Here is a 20,151-nt window from a genome sequence, read left to right on the forward strand (position 1 = left end):
GGTTGATTTGTAGTTTAATAGTAAATGAAGTTATTAATTTTAATTTTCTTTATTTTATAACTATACGGTTCGCAAAACTTATTATCTTGTAACAATGAAGGAGAAAACAAAAATGATAATAATATCTATAGAAAAAGCTACAATTTTAGATGCTGAAAAGTTAACAGAAATAATGACAAGAACATTTGATGAAGAAGCAAAACGATGGCTATGCGGTCAAGGTGATGTCATTGACTATAACATCCAACCACCAGGCTATTCTTCAGTTGAAATGATGAGATATTCAATCGAAGAACTGGATTCTTTTAAGGTAATAGTGGATGACAAAATAATCGGAGGAATTATAGTTACGATTTCTGGTAAGTCATACGGTCGAATTGATCGTATTTTTGTAGATCCTGATTATCAAGGAAAAGGAATTGGATCACATGTTATTAAATCAATTGAAGTGGAATATCCAAGCATAAGGGTTTGGGATCTCGAAACATCCAGTAGACAACTTAATAATCATCATTTTTATGAAAAAATGGGCTATGAAATAATTTTTAAATCTGAAGATGAGTATTGTTATGTAAAAAGAATAACTGTAGAGTCAGCTAAAGAGAACCTGATTAAAAATAATGATATGAAAAATAGCCAATATGAAAACTGTAATCTAGCAAATACAGAGTATTATCAAGTGAATTTAAAAAACAGTTCCTTTGTTGGTAGCAATATGATGAATATGAAGATGAGTAATTGTAATGTGAGTCAATCAAAGTTTAGAAATATAAATTTTAAAAGTTCTTTATATGCCGATTTAAATCTTTCCGGTAGTAAATTTTCTTTTGTGACTTTAGGTGGAGTTCATTTTAAAGATACAAACCTTGGAGAAGGTAAACATCCTATTTCATTTAATAGATGTGATTTGGAAGGTAGTGCGATAAGTAATAGTAATCTGAAAAATATGGAAATAGAAAATTGTGATATAACTGGTATGAAAATAAATGGTATTCCAATTGAAAATCTGCTGGAGTTATATAATAGAGTAAAAAGTTAACTAAATTGTAGATAAGGATAAGCTGTTCAAAAATTGGATGTTATACTGAAATGATTATGTAAAAATAACATAAAGAAATATAGAAGAGAAGGGGTTTCACCCGGGGGTCTAGAATGAATAATGTATTGTTATGAATATGGAGGGGAGAAAATATGGAGATCAAACTAAGAGCGGTAGAAATACAAGATGCTAGAGCAATTCATCGTATATGCATACAAGATGATGTATTACCTTATATGGTTTTCTTACCTAGTATGCGTGTAGATGCGATGGAAAATAGAATTCGTAATTTAGCGCCAAATCAATTTGAATTTGTTGCAGAGTATGATGGAAAAGTTGTTGGATTTGTTGGATTAACCCAAAGCCCAGGACGTAGATCTCATTCGGGGGATTTGTTTATGGGGGTAGATAGTGAATATCATAATAAAGGCATTGGGAAAACACTTCTTACAAAAATGCTTGATTTAGCTGATAATTGGTTAATGTTAGAGCGAGTAGAGCTTGGTGTTTTAGAAACGAATCCGAAAGCGAAATCGCTATATGAAAAATTTGGATTTGTAGAAGAGGGAATAAAAGTAGGGAATTTGAAGGCTCACGGAAAGTTTATTAATGAAATTATGATGAGTCGTTTTAGACCTGATGGTTTAATTGTACATAATGAATAGTGAAAAGCATGACAAATTAATGTCATGCTTTTTTATTTGTTAGTTGTGATTCGGTAGTTTTGGTTGTAATAAGAATAATGCTAAACCAATAAAAATAAATGTAATGCCTAGCCCTTGTTGTAAAGAAATAGTCTCATTTAATATAAAGTACGCTAGTATACAAGTTCCAATCGTTTCTCCTAAAATACTCATAGAGATTACAGTAGCACTCATCCATTTTAATAACCAATTAAAAACTGTTTGCCCTAAAATTGTAGCAATAAATGCTAAGCCGATAAAGCACAACCAAGTTTGTGTAGAGTAATGGATGAAAGATTCTTGCTGCATGTAGGAAAAAATACCGAGAAAACAGGCGCTACTTCCATAACTAATTACCGAATACGGTATAAGTGATAAATCTTTACGAACATGTTGGCTAATGAAAAAGTAAGTGGTAATAATTCCGGCCGCAATAAAGGCTAAAATGTCCCCGTATAAAGCTTCTCCACTAATTTGGAAGTCTTGCCATCCGATGACGATACTTCCTGAAATAGCGATGAGGCAACCAATGACCGCTCCTTTCGTAAATCTCTCTTTAAATAGAAAGTAACCACCAATCATTGAAAATAAAGGTTGTAACGTTACGATAACTGTAGAACTCGCTACAGAAGTATATTGTAATGATTCAAACCATAGTACATAATGTGCAGCTAAAAATAGCCCGGATATGAATCCGAATCCCCATTGTCTGTTTGTTACTGTTTTTAGCTCGTTTCGATTATTTTTATTAAATAGTAATAACGGTAATAGAATCAGTGCAGCAAAAAATAAACGGTAAAAAGCAATGATAGCCGCAGGAGCATCTGCCAATTTTACGAAAATTGCTGAAGTTGATAGGGCGAATACGCCGAAAAATAAGATGCAATATGAAAGAATAGGTGATTTCACAGTTTGTCCCTCCGATAGATTGTTTATTATAATGAACTAAATACGATATAATGTACAAAGGTAAGTATATAAGTCCTTAAGGCGATAGGAAAGGATTATTTGCCTTTGTTTACTATGTCAGCACAAAGACAACGAAACATGCAATATGATGAACGAAAGGAAGGTTTTACTATGATACATGATAGACTCGGACAAACTGTATTAAGTTATCGTAAGAAAAATAATATGACAATTCGTGAATTTGCTGATTATGCAGGAATTAGTACTTCACTAATTAGTCAAATTGAACGAGGATATGCGAATCCTTCTTTAAGTGTATTGGAATTAATTGCGAAAGCATTAAATGTACCGCTATTTACACTTTTTATTAATGAGATTGATACAGATTCACTCATTTCTAAGAAAAAAGATCGAAAAAAAGTGTATCGGGAGAACAATGATCACATTGTATATGATGTATTAACACCGGATTTTATGAAAGCACGAATTGAAATGTTAATAATGGATTTAAATAAACGAGCAAACACAACGGAAAGTCACTATTCACATGAAGATAAAGAAGAGATTGCTGTTGTTATGAAAGGAGAAGTGTATGTGGAGTTAGAAGGAAAAGAATATTTTTTAGAAGAAGGCGATGTTGTACGTATTCCGCCAAATGTGAAACATCGCTTTTTGAATAAAAGTGATGAATCCAATCATATTTTATTTGTATTGACACCATCTTTAGGATGAGTATTAAGTGATTTTTATTACGGGGGAAAAATAGATGGAAAATAAAACTGTTTTAAGAGAGGGTCTTTCAATTATTTCTCAGTGTAAAAAACAAACAAATGATATTTGGCATGCGCATTTCGGAGCAGCTGCAATTGCTAGTTATTTTTTTATGAAAGATAACAATATGGAAGAAGAGATAAATCGTAGTATGTATTCTCAAACAAAAATGATGTTGAACAATCAAAACTTAGGTGAAATCATCGATAGTAAAAAAGAAATTGATTTTCAAAGTGCTGAAAAACTGATTATAAAATCAATGGAGCATACAATTGATGAACTTCATTGGGTGGGGCATAATGTCATTTATGCTGCATTAAGTTTATTAGCTATGAAAGAGTTACAAAAATGGGGGAATAATCAAGCAATTGAGGGAATTACTAACCTTATATTATCGTTTCGAAAAACAATTCCTGGTAGATCGTGGATTGGTTTTACGACGAAGGAAGTAAAACAATTAAGTATAAACGATGAGATAGAAAGTGAATTCAAAAATCCGAAACAATTATCTAAGTTTATTTTAAAGGAGCTCTCGCAATTTAATATTATTTATAGAGCGGAAGCGCATCATGATTTAATTGGTCATTTGCTTACTTTTTCTCATGCAATTAATATTATGTATGATTTAGGGCATAGAGATATATTCCAACGAGGGATACGTCCACTGTTAAAACTAGTATACGTGTTACGTGCTAGTCAATATCTTATGCCGAATACTGAAATTAACTTGCACTCACCTATAGATCGTTTACCTTTAATCGAATCAAAACGTGCTTATGTATTACCAACAGAAAATCAATTTTGGCTAAAAGACTATAGTGCGTTTGATTGGGATTTCGGGCATGTTTTTAAATTCTCATATAGTTATTTTGATCATATAAAGAGAGCTCCAGAATATAAAGATATTACATTAGAGAAATTCCGATTTGTTATTAATACATAATGAAGTCTAATGATCTGTATAAAGGGTTAAATTTAAAATTTTTTGTTGATAGGTATATTATTTTTTTATTTGTAAGATTTTACATGCTTATTTTACTTTTACTAATTATGTAAATAGGCTATACTAAAATACATATATTTTAGTATTGGAGAGAGAAGTAAAACGACATGGAATTAGTGAAATTGGAAAAAGTCATTGAAATAAAGAAAGAAGAACTTTTATATTTAGTATCGGATTACGGAATTCAACATGAAAAAGTATTGGCATTAAGTCAAGAAATAGACAAATTGATTAATTACTTTATGTTTTTAAAATAAAAAGAACTATGGCATGATTTGAAAATGTTATAGTTCTTTTTTATTTGGAAATTCAGATGTATATTCTATATACTGATAATAGATAGAATATTCTGTTTTGAAGGAGGGAGATATATGATATTACATACGCACATTTCAGGCGAAGGGGAACCAATTATGCTTTTACACTCTGGTGGTATGACAGGTTTAGTAGAGTATGAAGAGCAGGTAGCATTTTTTCGAGAAAAAAACTATCAAATCATTCGTCCTGATTTAAGAGGACATGGAAGATCAGGGGGGACGTTGGAGAATTATTTCCTACGATCTGTAAAGGATTTACATGATACGTTAGTACATTTACAAATTGATAGATGTCATATAGCTGGTGTTTCACTAGGAGGATTAGTCGCTTTATTATTTGCAAAAAAATATCCAGATAAAGTGAGAACATTAACTTTTTCAGGTATTTTTCCGGTTAAGAGAGAAAATTGGGAAGAGTCTCAGGAGTATGAAGCAAAGTGTCATCAGGAATTGATGGAAAATAAAGAAGTTATAACGTATATGAATGAAATTCATGAGAAAAGTGACTGGAAAGCATTACTTGAATCGTGGCAAGTTAAAGATTGGTACCCATTTGATGAAACAGGTGATGTAGCTAATCTTCAAATACCTACACTTTGTATTGCTGGGGGAGATGCAGAAGATGAAGTTACAGCTACTACAATGTTCAAACAATTAAACGATAATATTTATATTGCTGTTATTCCGTTTGCTGGTCATTTAGTGCATAACGATCAACCAGAAATATATTCGAATATATTGTCTAATTTCTTACAGAATGCACAAGCTGCTAGTCGAATATAAGGACTTTTGGGTATAATAATAAAGGAATTATTAATTGTATCGGTTAGGAGCGCAGTACATATGAAAACAGTTGTTGTTATCGGTGGAGGTATAACGGGACTTTCTACTATGTTTTATTTAGAAAAATTAAAAAAGGATAATAATATCGACTTAAATTTAATCCTTGTAGAAAAAGAAGAGTACTTAGGTGGTAAAATCCATAGTGTAGAAGAAAAGGATTTTATTATGGAATCAGGAGCGGATTCTATCGTTGCTCGTAATGAACATGTTATGCCGCTTGTAAAAGAGTTGAATTTAGAAGAAGAAATGGTATATAACGAAACGGGTATTTCTTACATACATTCTGATAATACTTTACACCCAATTCCATCTGACACTATATTTGGGATACCGATGAGTGTGGAGTCTTTGTTTAGCAGTACGCTAGTATCAACGAAAGGGAAAATTGTTGCTTTAAAAGATTTTATAACGAAAAATAAAGAGTTTACAAAAGATACTTCACTTGCTGTATTTTTAGAAAGCTTTTTAGGGAAAGAGTTAGTGGAAAGACAAATTGCTCCGGTGCTTTCAGGAGTATATTCCGGTAAATTGAATGAACTTACTATGGCATCGACATTACCGTATTTACTGGATTATAAAAATAAATATGGAAGTATTATTAAAGGTTTTGAAGAGAATAAAAAACAGTTTCAATCAGCAGGAAACAAAAAGTTCGTATCATTTAAAGGTGGACTATCTACGATTATTGATCGTTTAGAAGAAATGCTGACTGAGACAGTCGTTAAGAAAGGTGCTGTAACGACTGCTGTAAGGAAACAAGGTGATCGCTATGAAATCTCCTTTGCAAATCATGAATCAATTCAAGCTGATTATGTTGTTTTAGCAGCTCCGCATGATATCGCAGAAACTTTATTACGGTCTAATGAGTTAAACGAGCAGTTTCATACATTTAAAAACTCATCTCTTATAAGTATTTACTTAGGATTTGATATACTTGATGAACAATTACCGGCGGACGGCACAGGATTTATCGTAACGGAAAACAGTGATTTACATTGTGATGCGTGTACATGGACAAGCCGGAAGTGGAAGCATACATCGGGAAAACAAAAGCTATTAGTAAGAATGTTTTATAAGAGTACAAATCCAGTATATGCAACGATTAAAAATTATAGTGAAGAAGAATTGGTACAAGTCGCTTTATATGATATTGAAAAGAGTCTGGGAATTAAAGGGAAACCAGAAGTAGTTGAAGTTACAAATTGGAAAGATTTAATGCCGAAATATCATTTAGAACATAATCAAGCTGTTCAAATATTACAAGAAAAAATGACGGATCTTTATCCTAATGTATACTTAGCTGGAGCTTCATATTACGGTGTCGGAATTGGTGCGTGTATTGGAAATGGGAAGAACACTGCAAATGAAATAATTGCAACATTAAATGAATCGTCAAACTAACATAGAATACATAAATAAATAAATAAAACGTCCCTCCAGTATATTGGAGGGACGTTTTATTTATTTCACTTGAATTGAGATTTTTTTATTAGTTATATTATTCTCAGTAATCGTTAATGCTATGTTCCCAGATTCTTTAAATGAATATGATGAGAGTTGATAAAGCTCTTTTATGCCATGTTTCTCTTTTAATTTATTGGCTGGAAGTGATGTTATGTTCGGTTTCCATGATTCTTGTTTACCTGAAGGGTATTTTACTATTATTTCTGGATTATTTAATTGAATTGTTTCCCAAGAGGCAAAATGTAATTCAACTGCTGTATCTTTTTTTAGTAACTCTTCTGAGAAATATCCAAGCTCCCCAACATTACCGAAAACAGTAAAGTTTTGATTTTGTAACGTGATATCTAAATGTTTAGGTTGATAGGTTGCTGCGTGATAGATTCCATATGAAAGCGAAAGAGTGGAAGCGATTAACATGCCGATTGAAAATGTCATAAAGCTATTACCTTTAAAACTAGTCATCATGAATGAATTTGGGGCGAACTTTTTTGCAAATAAAAATATGAGTAATATGAGTAAGAGGGATAAGCCGATGAATATATACATAGAACATTTACACCTCCACAGAAAAACATAACGTTAACTACATTTTACCATAAATGTATGGATCAGGGGTGTGTTTTAGAAGGGAAAAGTGAGCACGGAATCGAAATTATAAGACGGAGTGGTGAAAATGAAAATAATACAATTAATTTTTATAAATAAAGGTAAGAGTAGGGAATGTGATTGTATCCTTTTGTTAATGAGTTAGATACACTACTTAGAGAAACTGGTTTTTTAAGTGTAAACTGGAGACAAACAGCTCTTGGGCATTAGTTGCAAATAAATAGAGCATAAAGAGGTGATCATAGTATTTTGATCACCTCTTTATTTTTTCTAATCATGCAAAAGCAAGAAGGGTTATTTTTAGTTTGTATTGAATTAAGAGGATAAGCTTCTCTAGAAATATTTGATAAATGGGACATTGAGGACTTTCCTAATTATAAATACTTTTTCTGCTATAATGAATGAGTAGAAAGAAAGGAGTGATCCTGTGGCGTTTCCTATATTAGAAACAGAACGTTTGCGTTTAGTTGAAATAGAACAATCTTATTGTCAAAAAATATATGAAATCTTTTCATTGGATGAAGTAACGTGTTATTACGGTATGAATTCTTTTACGGAGTTTGGACAAGCTTCACGTATGATTGAATCTTTTTCAAAAAATTACTTTGAGAAAAAGGCAATACGATGGGGGATTGTATTAAAAGAAACAAATACTTTAGTGGGTACAATTGGATTAAATAATTTACAACTATGGAGTAAACGATCTGAAATTGGATATGACTTACATCCTCGTTATTGGGGGAATGGTTATGCGTCAGAAGCGGCTCGAGAAATTATTCATTATGGATTTCGAGATTTAGGCTTATTTAGAATTGGAGCTATTACATACCCTGAAAATGTTACTTCTTGTAAAATGTTATCTAAAATAGGCTTTCATAAGGAAGGGTTATTACGTGGCTATATTCATCAAGGAAATAAGCAACATGATGCACTATTGTATTCTATAGTTCGAACGGATGTAGAGGATATAAATTTATAATAAGAACCCCCTCTTATAAAAGAGGGGGTAAGTAAAAATTAACCTATTTTAGGTAATAAACGTTCTCCGCTTTTCATGCTACTTTTACATAAAGGGCATTTAGGCTCTTCTTCAAATGAAAAATTCTTTCTCATCCATCCTAAACAATCCTCTGATTCACATTCCCAGACAGGGGTTTGTTCTGGTGGTACTTCAGCTACATCGTTCTTTCGATTGCGATACATATAACCACTCCTTTTATGTAAAAAATTTTAGTTATATATTAAAAAGGTTGTTAACCGAGCTGGTAACAACCTTTTTATTGTTTGAATTATAGCTTTACAACGTTTTTAGCTTGAGGTCCACGGTTACCGTCTTCAACTTCGAAGCTAACTTCTTGACCTTCGTCAAGAGACTTGAAGCCGTCGCCAGTGATAGCTGAGAAGTGAACGAATACGTCGTTACCGTCTGCAACTTCGATGAAACCGAAACCTTTTTCGCTGTTAAACCATTTTACTTTACCTGTTAATGTCATGGTAATGCCTCCTAAAATTTAAAAAGATTACAATATGATCGGCCTTATTTGAATGAAAAATAAAAGTTCACATATTATCAAACACCCATAAGGAGTACAAAATAATCCTGATTGATACTTGATAATATGCAAAGGAAATATGGTGTTAAATTGACCTTAATTACTATCTTACAACAAATGGTGGGAAATAGCAAGTGCTGGTAATACCAGTGAATAATCTTGGTGATAATAGTAAAACGCACAAAGTTATCTCTTTTATTTATATATTATTCCAAATTTAGGTTTATGCTAAACGGAGAGCATTTTTATTGGAAGTTTGTATTAGAGAAACGATATATAGTATTAATATATTTGTTATGGAGGCGAGAATATTGCAATTTACTCAATTTAAAATAATTGATGCAGCTAAAGAAGGAAGAAAAAAAGTTCATCCAATATTCGCTGTTATACTTGCAATTGTATTTTTAACTTTAGGTGAATTGTTCATGTTATTTATGTTGTTTTTACCGAAAGCAGAAACACTTTTAATGAAGGCAATTTATAGTGATATTGAGATGATATTGACGTTTGGCGGAGCTGTATTTTTTGTTTTTTTATGGGTTAGATTTGTAGAGAAAAGATCAATTTCATCCATTGGTTTTTGGAGAAATCAGTGGATAAGAAAATATTTGAGAGGTGCATTAATAGGTTTTGTTTTCATTTCAATACCAGTAATGATACTTTTATTAACAGGAATTGTACAACTACAAATGCAACAAATTACGCCAACCGCTATAATTGGAATTGTGGGATCTTTAGTTGCTTTTTTAATACAAGGTGCAACAGAAGAAATTGTTGTTCGAGGTTGGTTATTTCCAGTCCTTTCTGTTAGAAGCCGTATATGGATTGGGATTGTTGTAACTTCTTTTTTATTTGGTTTTCTGCATTTACTAAATCCAGGTATTACAATTCTTTCAATATCGAATATAATATTAGTTGGTGTATTTGCAGCTTTTTACGCTTTAAAGGACAGTAGTCTTTGGGGGATATGCGCGTGGCATTCGTTGTGGAATTGGGCACAGTTTAATATTTATGGTTTTGCAGTAAGTGGAATGGCAATGTATTCTACACCACTTTTTAAACCTGTAACAAAAGGATCGGAAGTCCTTCATGGGGGCTCGTTCGGTATTGAGGGGAGTATCATTACAACAATTATGCTTTCTATCGCTTCAATTGTTTTATGGAGACAGTTATGGGGAAAAAATGCAAAGCAAAGAGATTTAAGTTAATGAAAGTGGGAGAAACTATGGGGATTATAGCGTTTGAGGGAGCAAGTGCGGTTGGTAAGAGTAGCACGTGTCGTGAGTTAGAAAAAAATTATGGTGCGTACATTATACCTGAAGTGAATTTATTGTTTGAAAGACCAAAAAACGAACATAGAACATGGTATTTTGAAAAACAAGTAGAGCGCTGGAAAATAGCAGCGCAGAAATCAGAGCAATATGAATTAGTAATACTTGATGGCGACATTTATCAACCACTTAGTTATAATTGGTGTTTCCATTTTGATATATTTAATCAGCCGTTATCTTTAATAGAAAACTTTTATAAAGAAAAGCTGATACATAGGGAAATTGGTTTTCCCGATCAATATTTTTATTTATATACGAATGATGAAGAACTTAGAAAACGGAAAGAATCTGACGAGACAAAAAGAAGAAGAAACTTTGAAAAACATTTACATATATCAAAATCGTTTCAACGTTATTATGAAAATTTAAATGCTGTTACAGACGGATATTGCAAAATGATTGATGCGAAAAGTGTAAAATCGAATGAATTAGAAATTGTGAAAAGTTTAAATAGTTTAAATGTGTGTGAAGAGAGACGTTTTGATGTTTCGAGGTTAGATGCGATTACGAAGTGGTTAAAAGAACATCGTGCATAAAAACAACGAGTGCCTTATAAGGTGCTCGTTGTTTTTTTATGTATTATATATTGATTTTAAAATTTGTAAGTTTGCTTTTTCATTTTTCTTAATAGCATTTGCATATTTAGCTAGAAAGAGCTGAGAAGGATAAACCGGTAGTTCACCACAAATATCGATACCATAAACATTTTTATTCCTAATAAGAGAATGTAAACATTTTAATAGTGTAGAAAGTTTCATATGTCCTTGATCCCAATTTGTAATAGTTACTTTTGAATCTAAAACATCTTTATCAATGCTTACATATATAGTATCTGTATGAATATGCGAAAGTATCGTATGTGTAGATACTTCATAAGTTGTATCTATCGGGAATACTTCTACGCATGAATAATCATTAGAATGAATGGTTAAAGAAGAAGGTCCGATAATAATTACTTTCTTTAATTTTGGGTTATTTTGAAGTGTGAACGATACCCATGACCCGCAAGAAATAAGAGTATGTTCATTTTCTTCTTTTAAGTTCATGTCAGTGTGATGATCAAATAAAATAAGGCTAAATGGTTCATCTATTTCTTTTAGTAGCAAATAAGATACATAATGATAATTTCCAGAACCGATAAAGGTGATTCCTCTTTGCTTTCTACGATATAACTCCCGTTTTATACTCTTTAAAGAAGGAATCTCGCAATACAGGTTTGTGTGCTCTAAATGACTAAAATCAATATCCTCATGTGAATAAGAATGAAGTTTATTTTGTAATAAATATGTATCGTCAAAGTTTAAAAAAGTTAAACCGCTATACAATAAACTCATATTTATTCATCTCCTTAATATGTAGGCTAGCATATATTTTTATAAAATTAAAACGAAATGCTTAGAAATGGATCTGCATTTGAAAAAGATGGATATTTTGACAGAATAATCTTTCAATTGATAAAGAAAAGAAATATAATATAAGGAAATATATATGTGGTTCGAGAAATAGAAAATATGAATGGGATATGTGGGAGGAAACAAGCAAGATGAAAACATTTTTTAAAATAATAGGTATTTTAGCTGGTATGGCGGTAATCGGCGTAGGTGTAACATATGGTATGCTGTATTATCTAAATAATAGTAAACCAGCTGCGAAAAAGGCATCACCAGCTGCTCCGGCAGCAGAAGTACTAGCTGATAGTAATGTAAAAGCTGAAGATGCAAAGCTTTTAGAAAATGGCAATCATTCATTACCAAATAGCGGTTTTAATAAAAATTTTAAATGGACAGATGAGAACATACAGACAGCATTACATGAAATGGCACATCAAAAAACGAAAGCTGATCAAAAGTGGGGCTATATTTTTATCACACAAGAACGAATTGAAAGTTTACTTGATATTGTAAAGAGTAATGATCTAGTACAAGGAAATACATATGCAGATATTTTAGAGAGATGGAAACAAGGGAAATATGAAAAGATGGACGCAGATCACAACAAGATTTGGAAATTACAAAGCGGGAATTTAGGCGAAGGAAAAGGAGTAATGTCAGAAGCGGAACAAAAAGAGTTAATTAATCAATTGTTTATGCAAAAAGGTACATATTCAGGTAGTAAATTAATTGCAGATGGGGGACAGACTAATAAATAAGATAATATTGGAAGAGAGTAAGTGCTTATTAGGCAGTTACTCTTTTTTTGTGCACCTTTTAGTCTCGCTCTAGTAAGGAAAGAAACGATTGTAAAACGGGTGAAATCCATCTAGATTTATGATAGATTACATGGCTTTGAATAACTGTTGAAGTTTCGATAGGCTGAAAACAGAGTTGTTCTTTTTGACAACTTTCTTGTACAACAATGTAAGGAAGAATTGAAATTCCTAACTCACACATCACAGATTGTTTAATGACTTCAACGTTGGAAGTTTCAAATGTTTTAGCTGGAATATTTCCGCTTTGACGTAAAAACCGATCTACCATCGGTCTATAGCCGCAGCTTTGTTCTGTAAAGATAAATTGAGTATCATTTAGTAAACAAAATGGATTAGAGTGTGTAGAGTAATGGGGAGGTAAAATCCATCCAAATGCTTCATTACAAAAAGTACGCGTAATAAAATCATTATGTTCCATACTTTCTCCAATTATGAAAATAACATCTGTTTCTCCTTCACGTAGCTTATTCATTGCTTGTTCGTTTGTAGTTGTTTCCAGTATGATATTTACTTTCGGATTCTCCTGTTTGTACATACGTAATAATTGTGGTAATCGGTACACTGCTAATGATTCGTTAGATGTAATCGTTAAAGTTCCCTCTAAATCATCACTATTTTGAGGGATTTCTTGCGCTTTTTCATAAATAGCTAGTAATTCTAGAGCATAAGGATGAAATTGATGACCTGCTTTTGTAAGAAGTACTTTTTTCCCTAATCGATCGAATAGAGGGAGACGTAAATCGTTTTCTAATGCTTTCATATGCGCTGTTACAGTAGATTGCGCATAACCTAACGCATGAGCAGCTTTAGAAAAACTACCATACTTAACGATGGCACAAAATGTTTTAACATGTCTCATTTCCATAAGCTATCCCTCTTTTATTATCATGATTTATGAATGATTATATCACGTATTTCAATTTTCCAAATGATTAAATTCTTTATAAAATGAAATTATAGAAATATTCATTTAAATTATATTGGAGGAGAAATGATGATCAAAAAGGGCTATCATGTAGCTGTAGTTGGTGCTACAGGTGCAGTAGGACAAAAAATTATTGAACTGTTAGAAAAAGAAACTAAATTTAATATAGTTGAAGTTACATTGCTTTCGTCAAAACGATCCGCTGGCAAGTTAGTGCAATTTAAAGGACGAGAGATAATGATACAAGAGGCAAAAGCAACTAGCTTTGAAGGTGTAGATATTGCCTTTTTTAGCGCTGGAGGAGAAGTGTCTAGACAATTTGTTAATCACGCAGTCACTAGTGGTGCCATCGTAATTGATAACACAAGTGAATACCGAATGGCGCACGATGTACCACTCGTTGTTCCAGAAGTAAATGCGCACACTTTAAAGGAGCATAACGGTATCATAGCAGTTCCGAATTGTTCAGCATTACAGATGGTGACGGCACTTCAACCAATTCGAAAAGTATTCGGATTGGAACGAATTATTGTTTCCACATACCAAGCTGTGTCAGGTTCAGGAATTCATGCGATTCATGAATTAAAAGAACAGGCAAAGTCAATGCTTGAAGGTGAAGAGGTTAAGAGTACTATACTGCCAGCGAAAAAAGATAAAAAACACTATCCGATTGCGTTTAATGTATTGCCTCAAGTAGATATATTTACAGATAATGATTTTACATTTGAAGAAGTAAAAATGATTCAAGAAACGAAGAAAATTTTGGAGGACCAAAACTTGAAAATGGCAGCTACTTGTGTGCGTGTTCCGGTCGTATCCGGGCACTCAGAATCGGTTTATATAGAACTTGAAAAAGAAGCAACTGTTGCAGAAATAAGAGAAGTGTTGCTGGATGCACCAGGTGTTATACTGCAAGATAATCCTAGTGAACAGCTGTACCCAATGCCATTATATGCAGAAGGGAAAATAGATACATTTGTCGGGAGAATTAGAAAAGACCCTGATACACCAAAAGGATTCCATCTTTGGATTGTTTCCGATAATTTATTAAAAGGGGCCGCTTGGAACTCGGTTCAAATTGCAGAAACGTTGGTGGAAGAGGGGATAATATAGTATAGGTAAATTAGGAAACTGTTAATGATTACAGTTTCCTAATTTTTATTTTATAATTGTTTTCTTTATTCCAGCCAAATTTGATTTGAAAGACAGTAAAAAACATCAAGAATGAATAAAATTCATTTGGTATGATATGGATAAATTAGATGTAAGGTGGGATTTAGATGTACCAAGTTAAGGGGTACTTTTCATCATTAAAAGGAAGTCATTATGATATTGGAAAGCAACAAGGAGAGTTTGTGAAAAATCATCCGTATCTCATTCCACAATTTATACAGCAAGAACATTTAGTATCAGATAATTATTGGACAGAATCTAGAAATATATTAAATCAATATTGTCCAGGAATTAATGAAGAAATTGAAGGGTTTTGTGAAGTGTTGAAAATTCCTGCTAGAAATCTGATGTATTATTATCAAACACTATTAAAAGCAGGATGTAGTCATTGTGTCGTATTACCTAAAAAGACAGATTCAAAGCACACATATGTATTAAGAAATTATGATTTGTTACCCAAAATAGATGATATGCGTTTTTGCTCAACACATGTTGAAGGTGCATATGTACATAATGGCTTTTCTACTTTTTATTTCGGTCGAACAGAAGGAGTTAACGAGCATGGGTTAGCTGTTACATTTTCAGCATGTGGTCAACCAGTAGGAAATATTGAAGGCTTACGAAAGCCAGTGTTAAGTGGTTTACAATGCTTTGCGGTAATTCGAGTATTATTGGAGAAATGTAAAAATGTGCAGGAGGCGATATCACTAGTTGATGAAATGCCAATTGCAAGTAATATTAATCTAATTGTAGCAGATCCTTTAGACGCAGCGCGTATTGAAATATTTGACGGATATAAATCAATAACCACAATTGATGAGGAAAGCCATGATTTTATCGTATCAACAAACCATGCGATTAGTTTACCTATTCAAAAATTGAATAATAGAAGATTAGAACAATCCACAAACAGATATCACATATTGTATGAATATTTAAATCAAAATGAACTAGTGAGCATGGATTCTTTAAAAGAATTAGTAGAAAGAGAGTATCCTACTGGGCTGACAGTACATAATTATGAAGAATGGTTTGGAACTTTGCATTCTGTCTTATTTGATTTGCATAATCGTATAATGAATATTTGCTTCGGATCTCCACTATTCAACGACTGGTACTCATTGAAAGTTGGAGGAAGTCTTTCATTTTCTCAGGTAAATGTGAAATTTAATAATAAAACGTATACTGACTTTTGGAGAGAAGAATGCTATTAATTGATTCAAGAAGAATAAATGAGATAAAATGGTAATAGTAAGGTGTATGTACGGGAGGGATTGCCATTGCTAAAAGTAATGTTACCGATTGTTCTTATCTTATTTGTTGCCGTTTCAATGTATATTACTTATGAAAAAAGAAAAAAAGCAGGGGTAAAAGGATTGAAGAGTGCGTTAACTTCAATTTGTTTCTTTACACTAGCAATCTTAAATTTGCTTGCATATTGGTTTAACTTTGGCGGTATTTTTATTTGGTTAACTTCAATTGTTTTATTACTAGTCGGGGCATATTTTACGAAATATATTCCAATATCTAAAAAGGTACATTGAAATTTATTTGAGTTTAAAAGTTATGTTGTATTTTGTTTTGAAAAGAGATTATCCTACTAGAGCGTTGTGAAACGGTTTTATAGGATAATCTCTTTTGTTCGTTTAGCTTTGTAAAGAACGTACTGTTCTTTTTAGTTGTTCAATAAATTCTCGAGTTGCAGCACACATATATTTATCTTTTCTATAAATAAGCCCAATTTCTATTGTTGGGGTAGGATTTTCTATTTTAATTGCTTGAATGTTTTTATTTTGTAAAAAGTCTATATACGGTTTTGGTAACACTGTAATTCCCATTCCTTTTGAAACCATTTGGATTAAAGATTCCATCGTACTAATTTCTAAAATTGGTTTTGGTTTAAAGTTAAATTTTTGACAATGAGATGTAATTAGTTCGGTTAAAAAGAAATTTTTAGGTAAAAGAATTAAAGGGTAGTTCTGTAATTCAGCAATAGATACATGATTACGTTCAGCTAATTGATGATCGGTTGGTACGACTAATGTAAGTTCACTTTTGTATAGAGGGATAGAAATAATCTCCTTATCTTGCACCGGGAGAAATGTAATGCCAATATCTAGTTCGTTTTGTAATAATTTTTCACGAATATCTCCTGTACGAAGCCCTAATACAGAAAGCTCTATATTGGGATATGAATGATTAAAATTTAATATAGCTGGTGGTAGTAAATAATTTACGACGGTTAACAAAGAGCCTATTGTTAAGGAACCTTGCTGTAATCCGTTTAGATCTTGAATTGCAGAACGAGCTTGTTCGACTTCATGAAAAATGGTTTTACTATGTAATAATAAAATCCTTCCTGCATCAGTTAAAGATATTTTTTTACCAATGCGATCAAAAAGCGGCATTCCTACTTCATGTTCTAATGCACGTATTTGCTGACTTAAAGAAGGTTGTGAAATATTTAGTTTCTCAGCTGCTTTTGTGAAATGCAATTCTTTTGAAACAGCTAAAAAATATTCAAGTTGTCTTAATTCGATTGGAATCACCTCAAGTTTAATGATAGGTTATACCTATCATTATTATATAAATAATTGGATTGAACAATGATTTTGTTGAGCTTATAATCACTTTATTAGAGAGGGATTGAAAAGTTTTGAAGTAAGGATAGATAAGTATAGGAGCAAGGATATTTGAGTGGTTATTACATTTGCTGACCTTTTGTCATTTTAAATGAAAAATAGACAGAGAGTTTGAAAGTATAAATTAATCTATTGAAAAATTGTAGGGTAAGTAAGAGGAGCGATTAAGATGAATAAAGTATATGAGGTACTATCTTTAAATATAGGGTTACCAAAAGAGGTTACATACGGCGGAAAGGTAATTCATACAGGTATAAATAAGAAGCAAGTAAGGGAACCGGTGTTTTTATCCTTTTTAAAATTTAATGGAGATGGGCAAGCGGACTTAGTTCATCATGGTGGAGTAGATAAAGCAGTTTGTGTGTATTCTGGAGAACATTATAGCTACTGGGAAAAAGAGTTGAATCAAGCCCTTGTATATGGAGCATTCGGAGAAAATATAACAATTAATTGTCTGTGTGAAGAGGATGTTTGTATTGGTGATACATTTCAAATTGGAGAAGCAATTGTACAAGTAACACAGCCAAGACAACCTTGTTTTAAATTAGCTAAGAAATACAATATTCCAAAGTTACCACTTTATTTTCAAGAAACAGGATATACAGGATTTTATTTTCGTGTATTAAAAGAAGGATGGGTATCACCTGTTGATACGTTAAAGTTAATAAAGTCTGATCCAAAAGGTGTTACAGTAGCATTTGCTAATCGTATTATGCATAAGGAAAAACAAAATATGGAAGGGCTAAAAAGGATTTTAGAAGTACATGCACTTTCTACAAGTTGGAGAAATACATTTGAAAAGCGAATGAGAGGAGAAGAAATTAATACGAGGGAGAGACTAGAAGGAAAAAAATAATAAAAAATATTTTTTTATAAATGGTGCATTTCTATGAGTAAAAACGAAGTAGAAAGCACTATTTTTATATAATAAACTTATTAATATTCAAAAATCTTAATATTGTTTTATTCGACTTATTTTCGAATAGTCAAAACATAAAATTAATTAGACTCTTTTTTTATATTTTATGATAGTATATTGATTGGTAAGACCTATTACATTAAGAGCAGGTTATATAGCTAAATCTAATTTGATGGAATTAACGTATGGAGGGACAACATGGGGAATGTTGAAATTTTTGAAAAATTTCTTTTAGAAGAACCAAAAAGAGAGCAGTTATTTCCTTTATTTGAAGAAGTGTTTGGAATTACAATTCAAACATTGAATGATTTTTCAGAGAGAGGTTATTGGGATGATACATACAAAGCTTTATCATTTTTACATGACGATAAAGCGATTGCAAATGTTGCGGTATTTTCGCTACCATTGCTAGTAAATGGTGAAAGAATAAATGCAGCCGGCATTCAAACGGTAATGACTCACCCTGATTTTCGTAGACAAGGACTCATGACACAATTAATAAGTAAAATGATAGAAGAAATTGATAAGAAATGTGAATGTACCTTATTATTTACGGAAAAACCTGAACTATATGCATCATTTGGGTTTAAAGTTGTGCAGGAGTATTTGATGACTATTCTATATGATAAAAAGAATAATAATGACTCCTTACTTAGAAAATTAGATTATTATATGGAAGAGGATAGAAAGTTAATACATGAAACTATTGATAGTAGCCAAAGACTTTCAAATAATTTTTCAACATTAAACTTCCGTCCTTCGTTTTATTTGAATATGTATGATTCGGGATGGAATGAGAAATTGTATTATTCAGAGAAACTAGATGCTCTAATTGTGTATGAAGTAGATAATGAAAAGTTGAAATTATATGGAGTATTTGCACCAGTAATTCCAGTTTTAGATGAAATATGCGGAGAAATCGCTGAAAGATTTACAGAAATCGAATTTTACTTCTCACCAGATCAATTAGGGATTGAGGATGTACAATTTACAGAATTACAGTCTAATAAGTATTTAATGGTTCGAAGTAATAAAGAGTTAGATTTTAAAGGTTATAAATTCCCTGTATTAGCGGAGTTTTAAATGTTTGTATAAAGGCTTTATTATGGAGGAACTATGAATATATCGTATATACCTAAACATGTTGAGCAGCTCACTATAATGAATGTCCCTGAATATTATAAAATTAATGACAACCGGTCGTTTATCGTCCGTTCGAAAGCAGAAACAGATTTCTGGCTTAAAACACATTATGGTTTTGAAGTAATGAATGGTCATGTATTTTATAATGAAATGATGACAGACTTTCAAGCTGAAGTTCAATTGTGTATGGATCCAAATTCAAAATACGATCAAGCAGGTCTTTTTGTTATGATTTCGGAAAAGTGTTGGTTGAAAACTTCATTAGAGTATATTCCGGATGGCCCTTCTCATTTAGGAGCTGTCGTAACGAATAATGGATATTCTGATTGGTCAACACAAGACTTTCCAACAGAATTAGCTACCCAACAACTTCATTTTCGAATTGTTCGTAAACGTGGCGATTATATAATATATGTAAAAAATAGCTGTCAATGGGAACAAATAAGAATTGCTCATTTGATGGAGGATATAGGGAATGCGCCTGTTAAAATAGGTTTTTACACGTGTAGTCCTTCTAAAAACAATGGATTTGAGACTGAGTTTTTAGATTTTACAATTGAAGAGATATAGATGAAAAACCGTATTCTTTCTACTTAAGAATACGGTTTTTCTATTTGCGTA

General features: G+C 32.0%; 24 protein-coding genes. 17 read left to right on the forward strand and 7 right to left on the reverse strand.

Translation table 11 applies throughout. The annotated features are described in order from the left end of the window. Nucleotides 1-112 precede the first annotated feature (112 nt). Together DT250_RS27340 and DT250_RS27345 are read left to right on the forward strand one after the other, a co-directional pair. The gene (locus DT250_RS27340; protein WP_088063333.1) at nucleotides 113-1,039 is read left to right on the forward strand and encodes a GNAT family N-acetyltransferase; all 927 of its coding nucleotides are present in this window, start codon (nucleotides 113-115) and stop codon (nucleotides 1,037-1,039) included. A 152-nt stretch (nucleotides 1,040-1,191) separates the two neighbouring features. Then, nucleotides 1,192-1,704 carry a GNAT family N-acetyltransferase gene (locus tag DT250_RS27345; RefSeq protein WP_088063334.1) on the forward strand — a complete coding sequence of 171 codons (513 nt, stop codon included), beginning with the start codon at nucleotides 1,192-1,194 and terminating at the stop codon, nucleotides 1,702-1,704. A gap of 39 nt (nucleotides 1,705-1,743) precedes the next feature. Here the strand turns inward: DT250_RS27345 and DT250_RS27350 are convergent, their stop codons facing one another. Next, entirely contained in the window at nucleotides 1,744-2,631 is an 888-nt protein-coding gene (locus tag DT250_RS27350; RefSeq protein ID WP_088063335.1) for a DMT family transporter, read from the reverse strand. A 171-nt stretch (nucleotides 2,632-2,802) separates the two neighbouring features. On the opposite strand from DT250_RS27350, the gene DT250_RS27355 reads away from it, so the two are divergent. The 5 genes from DT250_RS27355 to DT250_RS27375 all read left to right on the forward strand — a co-directional run bounded on the left by DT250_RS27355 (nucleotide 2,803) and on the right by DT250_RS27375 (nucleotide 6,966). Next, nucleotides 2,803-3,363 (forward strand): helix-turn-helix domain-containing protein, encoded by a 561-nt coding sequence (locus DT250_RS27355; RefSeq protein ID WP_046959396.1) that lies wholly within the window; start codon nucleotides 2,803-2,805, stop codon nucleotides 3,361-3,363. 34 nt (nucleotides 3,364-3,397) lie between these two features. Continuing rightward, nucleotides 3,398-4,345: a hypothetical protein gene (locus DT250_RS27360; protein ID WP_088063336.1), complete on the forward strand. Its 948-nt coding sequence runs from the start codon at nucleotides 3,398-3,400 to the stop codon at nucleotides 4,343-4,345. Between the two features lie 167 nt (nucleotides 4,346-4,512). Further along, complete coding sequence (locus tag DT250_RS27365; RefSeq protein WP_000424361.1) at nucleotides 4,513-4,662, forward strand: aspartyl-phosphate phosphatase Spo0E family protein; 150 nt, start codon at nucleotides 4,513-4,515, stop codon at nucleotides 4,660-4,662. Between the two features lie 114 nt (nucleotides 4,663-4,776). Next, on the forward strand, nucleotides 4,777-5,505 hold the full coding sequence (locus tag DT250_RS27370) for an alpha/beta fold hydrolase (RefSeq protein WP_097906917.1): 729 nt from the start codon (nucleotides 4,777-4,779) through the stop codon (nucleotides 5,503-5,505). Nucleotides 5,506-5,565: 60 nt separating this feature from the next. Continuing rightward, nucleotides 5,566-6,966 carry a protoporphyrinogen oxidase gene (locus tag DT250_RS27375; protein ID WP_149214006.1) on the forward strand — a complete coding sequence of 467 codons (1,401 nt, stop codon included), beginning with the start codon at nucleotides 5,566-5,568 and terminating at the stop codon, nucleotides 6,964-6,966. Nucleotides 6,967-7,026: 60 nt separating this feature from the next. Here DT250_RS27375 and DT250_RS27380 read toward each other — a convergent pair whose 3' ends face one another. Continuing rightward, complete coding sequence (locus tag DT250_RS27380) at nucleotides 7,027-7,575, reverse strand: hypothetical protein (protein WP_088063338.1); 549 nt, start codon at nucleotides 7,573-7,575, stop codon at nucleotides 7,027-7,029. Between the two features lie 487 nt (nucleotides 7,576-8,062). On the opposite strand from DT250_RS27380, the gene DT250_RS27385 reads away from it, so the two are divergent. After that, on the forward strand, nucleotides 8,063-8,614 hold the full coding sequence (locus tag DT250_RS27385; RefSeq protein ID WP_046954301.1) for a GNAT family N-acetyltransferase: 552 nt from the start codon (nucleotides 8,063-8,065) through the stop codon (nucleotides 8,612-8,614). 38 nt (nucleotides 8,615-8,652) lie between these two features. Here DT250_RS27385 and DT250_RS27390 read toward each other — a convergent pair whose 3' ends face one another. Next, nucleotides 8,653-8,838, reverse strand: a complete 186-nt coding sequence (locus DT250_RS27390) for a cold-shock protein (RefSeq protein WP_000286202.1) — start codon at nucleotides 8,836-8,838, stop codon at nucleotides 8,653-8,655. Nucleotides 8,839-8,924: 86 nt separating this feature from the next. Further along, nucleotides 8,925-9,128, reverse strand: a complete 204-nt coding sequence (cspD, locus tag DT250_RS27395) for a cold-shock protein CspD (RefSeq protein ID WP_000176365.1) — start codon at nucleotides 9,126-9,128, stop codon at nucleotides 8,925-8,927. A 371-nt stretch (nucleotides 9,129-9,499) separates the two neighbouring features. Here cspD and DT250_RS27400 point away from each other — a divergent pair, with 371 nt between their 5' ends. Both DT250_RS27400 and DT250_RS27405 read left to right on the forward strand, forming a co-directional pair. After that, entirely contained in the window at nucleotides 9,500-10,396 is an 897-nt protein-coding gene (locus DT250_RS27400; protein WP_060488737.1) for a CPBP family intramembrane glutamic endopeptidase, read from the forward strand. 17 nt (nucleotides 10,397-10,413) lie between these two features. Beyond that, a complete protein-coding gene (locus tag DT250_RS27405) occupies nucleotides 10,414-11,055 on the forward strand; it encodes a nucleoside/nucleotide kinase family protein (protein ID WP_088609724.1) in 642 nt (213 codons plus the stop codon). Between the two features lie 36 nt (nucleotides 11,056-11,091). Here the strand turns inward: DT250_RS27405 and DT250_RS27410 are convergent, their stop codons facing one another. Next, complete coding sequence (locus tag DT250_RS27410; RefSeq protein WP_088063339.1) at nucleotides 11,092-11,853, reverse strand: arginase family protein; 762 nt, start codon at nucleotides 11,851-11,853, stop codon at nucleotides 11,092-11,094. 188 nt (nucleotides 11,854-12,041) lie between these two features. Here DT250_RS27410 and DT250_RS27415 point away from each other — a divergent pair, with 188 nt between their 5' ends. Further along, nucleotides 12,042-12,668, forward strand: coding sequence for a PRK06770 family protein (locus DT250_RS27415; protein WP_116300182.1), 627 nt, complete (start codon nucleotides 12,042-12,044; stop codon nucleotides 12,666-12,668). 58 nt (nucleotides 12,669-12,726) lie between these two features. Here the strand turns inward: DT250_RS27415 and DT250_RS27420 are convergent, their stop codons facing one another. Continuing rightward, complete coding sequence (locus tag DT250_RS27420) at nucleotides 12,727-13,593, reverse strand: LysR family transcriptional regulator (protein WP_060488742.1); 867 nt, start codon at nucleotides 13,591-13,593, stop codon at nucleotides 12,727-12,729. 129 nt (nucleotides 13,594-13,722) lie between these two features. Here DT250_RS27420 and DT250_RS27425 point away from each other — a divergent pair, with 129 nt between their 5' ends. The 3 genes from DT250_RS27425 (at nucleotide 13,723) to DT250_RS27435 (ending at nucleotide 16,370) form a co-directional block, all read left to right on the forward strand. Next, the gene (locus DT250_RS27425) at nucleotides 13,723-14,766 is read left to right on the forward strand and encodes an aspartate-semialdehyde dehydrogenase (protein ID WP_088063340.1); all 1,044 of its coding nucleotides are present in this window, start codon (nucleotides 13,723-13,725) and stop codon (nucleotides 14,764-14,766) included. A gap of 167 nt (nucleotides 14,767-14,933) precedes the next feature. Further along, nucleotides 14,934-16,040: a C45 family autoproteolytic acyltransferase/hydrolase gene (locus DT250_RS27430; RefSeq protein WP_149214007.1), complete on the forward strand. Its 1,107-nt coding sequence runs from the start codon at nucleotides 14,934-14,936 to the stop codon at nucleotides 16,038-16,040. Between the two features lie 66 nt (nucleotides 16,041-16,106). Next, nucleotides 16,107-16,370, forward strand: a complete 264-nt coding sequence (locus DT250_RS27435) for a hypothetical protein (RefSeq protein WP_142291730.1) — start codon at nucleotides 16,107-16,109, stop codon at nucleotides 16,368-16,370. 102 nt (nucleotides 16,371-16,472) lie between these two features. Here the strand turns inward: DT250_RS27435 and DT250_RS27440 are convergent, their stop codons facing one another. After that, nucleotides 16,473-17,375, reverse strand: coding sequence for a LysR family transcriptional regulator (locus DT250_RS27440; RefSeq protein ID WP_088063342.1), 903 nt, complete (start codon nucleotides 17,373-17,375; stop codon nucleotides 16,473-16,475). 262 nt (nucleotides 17,376-17,637) lie between these two features. Between DT250_RS27440 and DT250_RS27445 the strand changes: the two genes are divergently transcribed. From DT250_RS27445 to DT250_RS27455, 3 genes are all read left to right on the forward strand, one after another. Continuing rightward, entirely contained in the window at nucleotides 17,638-18,324 is a 687-nt protein-coding gene (locus DT250_RS27445; protein WP_149214008.1) for an MOSC domain-containing protein, read from the forward strand. Nucleotides 18,325-18,585: 261 nt separating this feature from the next. Further along, the gene (locus tag DT250_RS27450) at nucleotides 18,586-19,470 is read left to right on the forward strand and encodes a GNAT family N-acetyltransferase (RefSeq protein WP_088063343.1); all 885 of its coding nucleotides are present in this window, start codon (nucleotides 18,586-18,588) and stop codon (nucleotides 19,468-19,470) included. Between the two features lie 33 nt (nucleotides 19,471-19,503). Continuing rightward, complete coding sequence (locus DT250_RS27455) at nucleotides 19,504-20,100, forward strand: DUF1349 domain-containing protein (protein ID WP_001027689.1); 597 nt, start codon at nucleotides 19,504-19,506, stop codon at nucleotides 20,098-20,100. Nucleotides 20,101-20,151 lie beyond the last annotated feature (51 nt).

Source organism: Bacillus sp. AR2-1 (assembly GCF_008368755.1).
Lineage (GTDB): Bacteria > Bacillota > Bacilli > Bacillales > Bacillaceae_G > Bacillus_A > Bacillus_A wiedmannii.

Excerpts from the sequence above, each read along its gene's own strand:
- DT250_RS27340 (WP_088063333.1), top strand. The coding sequence starts at position 113 with ATGATAATAATATCTATAGAAAAAGCTACAATTTTAGATGCTGAAAAG.
- DT250_RS27345 (WP_088063334.1), top strand. The coding sequence starts at position 1,192 with ATGGAGATCAAACTAAGAGCGGTAGAAATACAAGATGCTAGAGCAATT.
- DT250_RS27355 (WP_046959396.1), top strand. The coding sequence starts at position 2,803 with ATGATACATGATAGACTCGGACAAACTGTATTAAGTTATCGTAAGAAA.
- DT250_RS27360 (WP_088063336.1), top strand. The coding sequence starts at position 3,398 with ATGGAAAATAAAACTGTTTTAAGAGAGGGTCTTTCAATTATTTCTCAG.
- DT250_RS27365 (WP_000424361.1), top strand. The coding sequence starts at position 4,513 with ATGGAATTAGTGAAATTGGAAAAAGTCATTGAAATAAAGAAAGAAGAA.
- DT250_RS27370 (WP_097906917.1), top strand. The coding sequence starts at position 4,777 with ATGATATTACATACGCACATTTCAGGCGAAGGGGAACCAATTATGCTT.
- DT250_RS27375 (WP_149214006.1), top strand. The coding sequence starts at position 5,566 with ATGAAAACAGTTGTTGTTATCGGTGGAGGTATAACGGGACTTTCTACT.
- DT250_RS27380 (WP_088063338.1), bottom strand. The coding sequence starts at position 7,575 with ATGTATATATTCATCGGCTTATCCCTCTTACTCATATTACTCATATTT.
- DT250_RS27390 (WP_000286202.1), bottom strand. The coding sequence starts at position 8,838 with ATGTATCGCAATCGAAAGAACGATGTAGCTGAAGTACCACCAGAACAA.
- cspD (WP_000176365.1), bottom strand. The coding sequence starts at position 9,128 with ATGACATTAACAGGTAAAGTAAAATGGTTTAACAGCGAAAAAGGTTTC.
- DT250_RS27405 (WP_088609724.1), top strand. The coding sequence starts at position 10,414 with ATGGGGATTATAGCGTTTGAGGGAGCAAGTGCGGTTGGTAAGAGTAGC.
- DT250_RS27410 (WP_088063339.1), bottom strand. The coding sequence starts at position 11,853 with ATGAGTTTATTGTATAGCGGTTTAACTTTTTTAAACTTTGACGATACA.
- DT250_RS27415 (WP_116300182.1), top strand. The coding sequence starts at position 12,042 with ATGTGGGAGGAAACAAGCAAGATGAAAACATTTTTTAAAATAATAGGT.
- DT250_RS27420 (WP_060488742.1), bottom strand. The coding sequence starts at position 13,593 with ATGGAAATGAGACATGTTAAAACATTTTGTGCCATCGTTAAGTATGGT.
- DT250_RS27425 (WP_088063340.1), top strand. The coding sequence starts at position 13,723 with ATGATCAAAAAGGGCTATCATGTAGCTGTAGTTGGTGCTACAGGTGCA.
- DT250_RS27430 (WP_149214007.1), top strand. The coding sequence starts at position 14,934 with ATGTACCAAGTTAAGGGGTACTTTTCATCATTAAAAGGAAGTCATTAT.
- DT250_RS27445 (WP_149214008.1), top strand. The coding sequence starts at position 17,638 with ATGAATAAAGTATATGAGGTACTATCTTTAAATATAGGGTTACCAAAA.
- DT250_RS27450 (WP_088063343.1), top strand. The coding sequence starts at position 18,586 with ATGGGGAATGTTGAAATTTTTGAAAAATTTCTTTTAGAAGAACCAAAA.
- DT250_RS27455 (WP_001027689.1), top strand. The coding sequence starts at position 19,504 with ATGAATATATCGTATATACCTAAACATGTTGAGCAGCTCACTATAATG.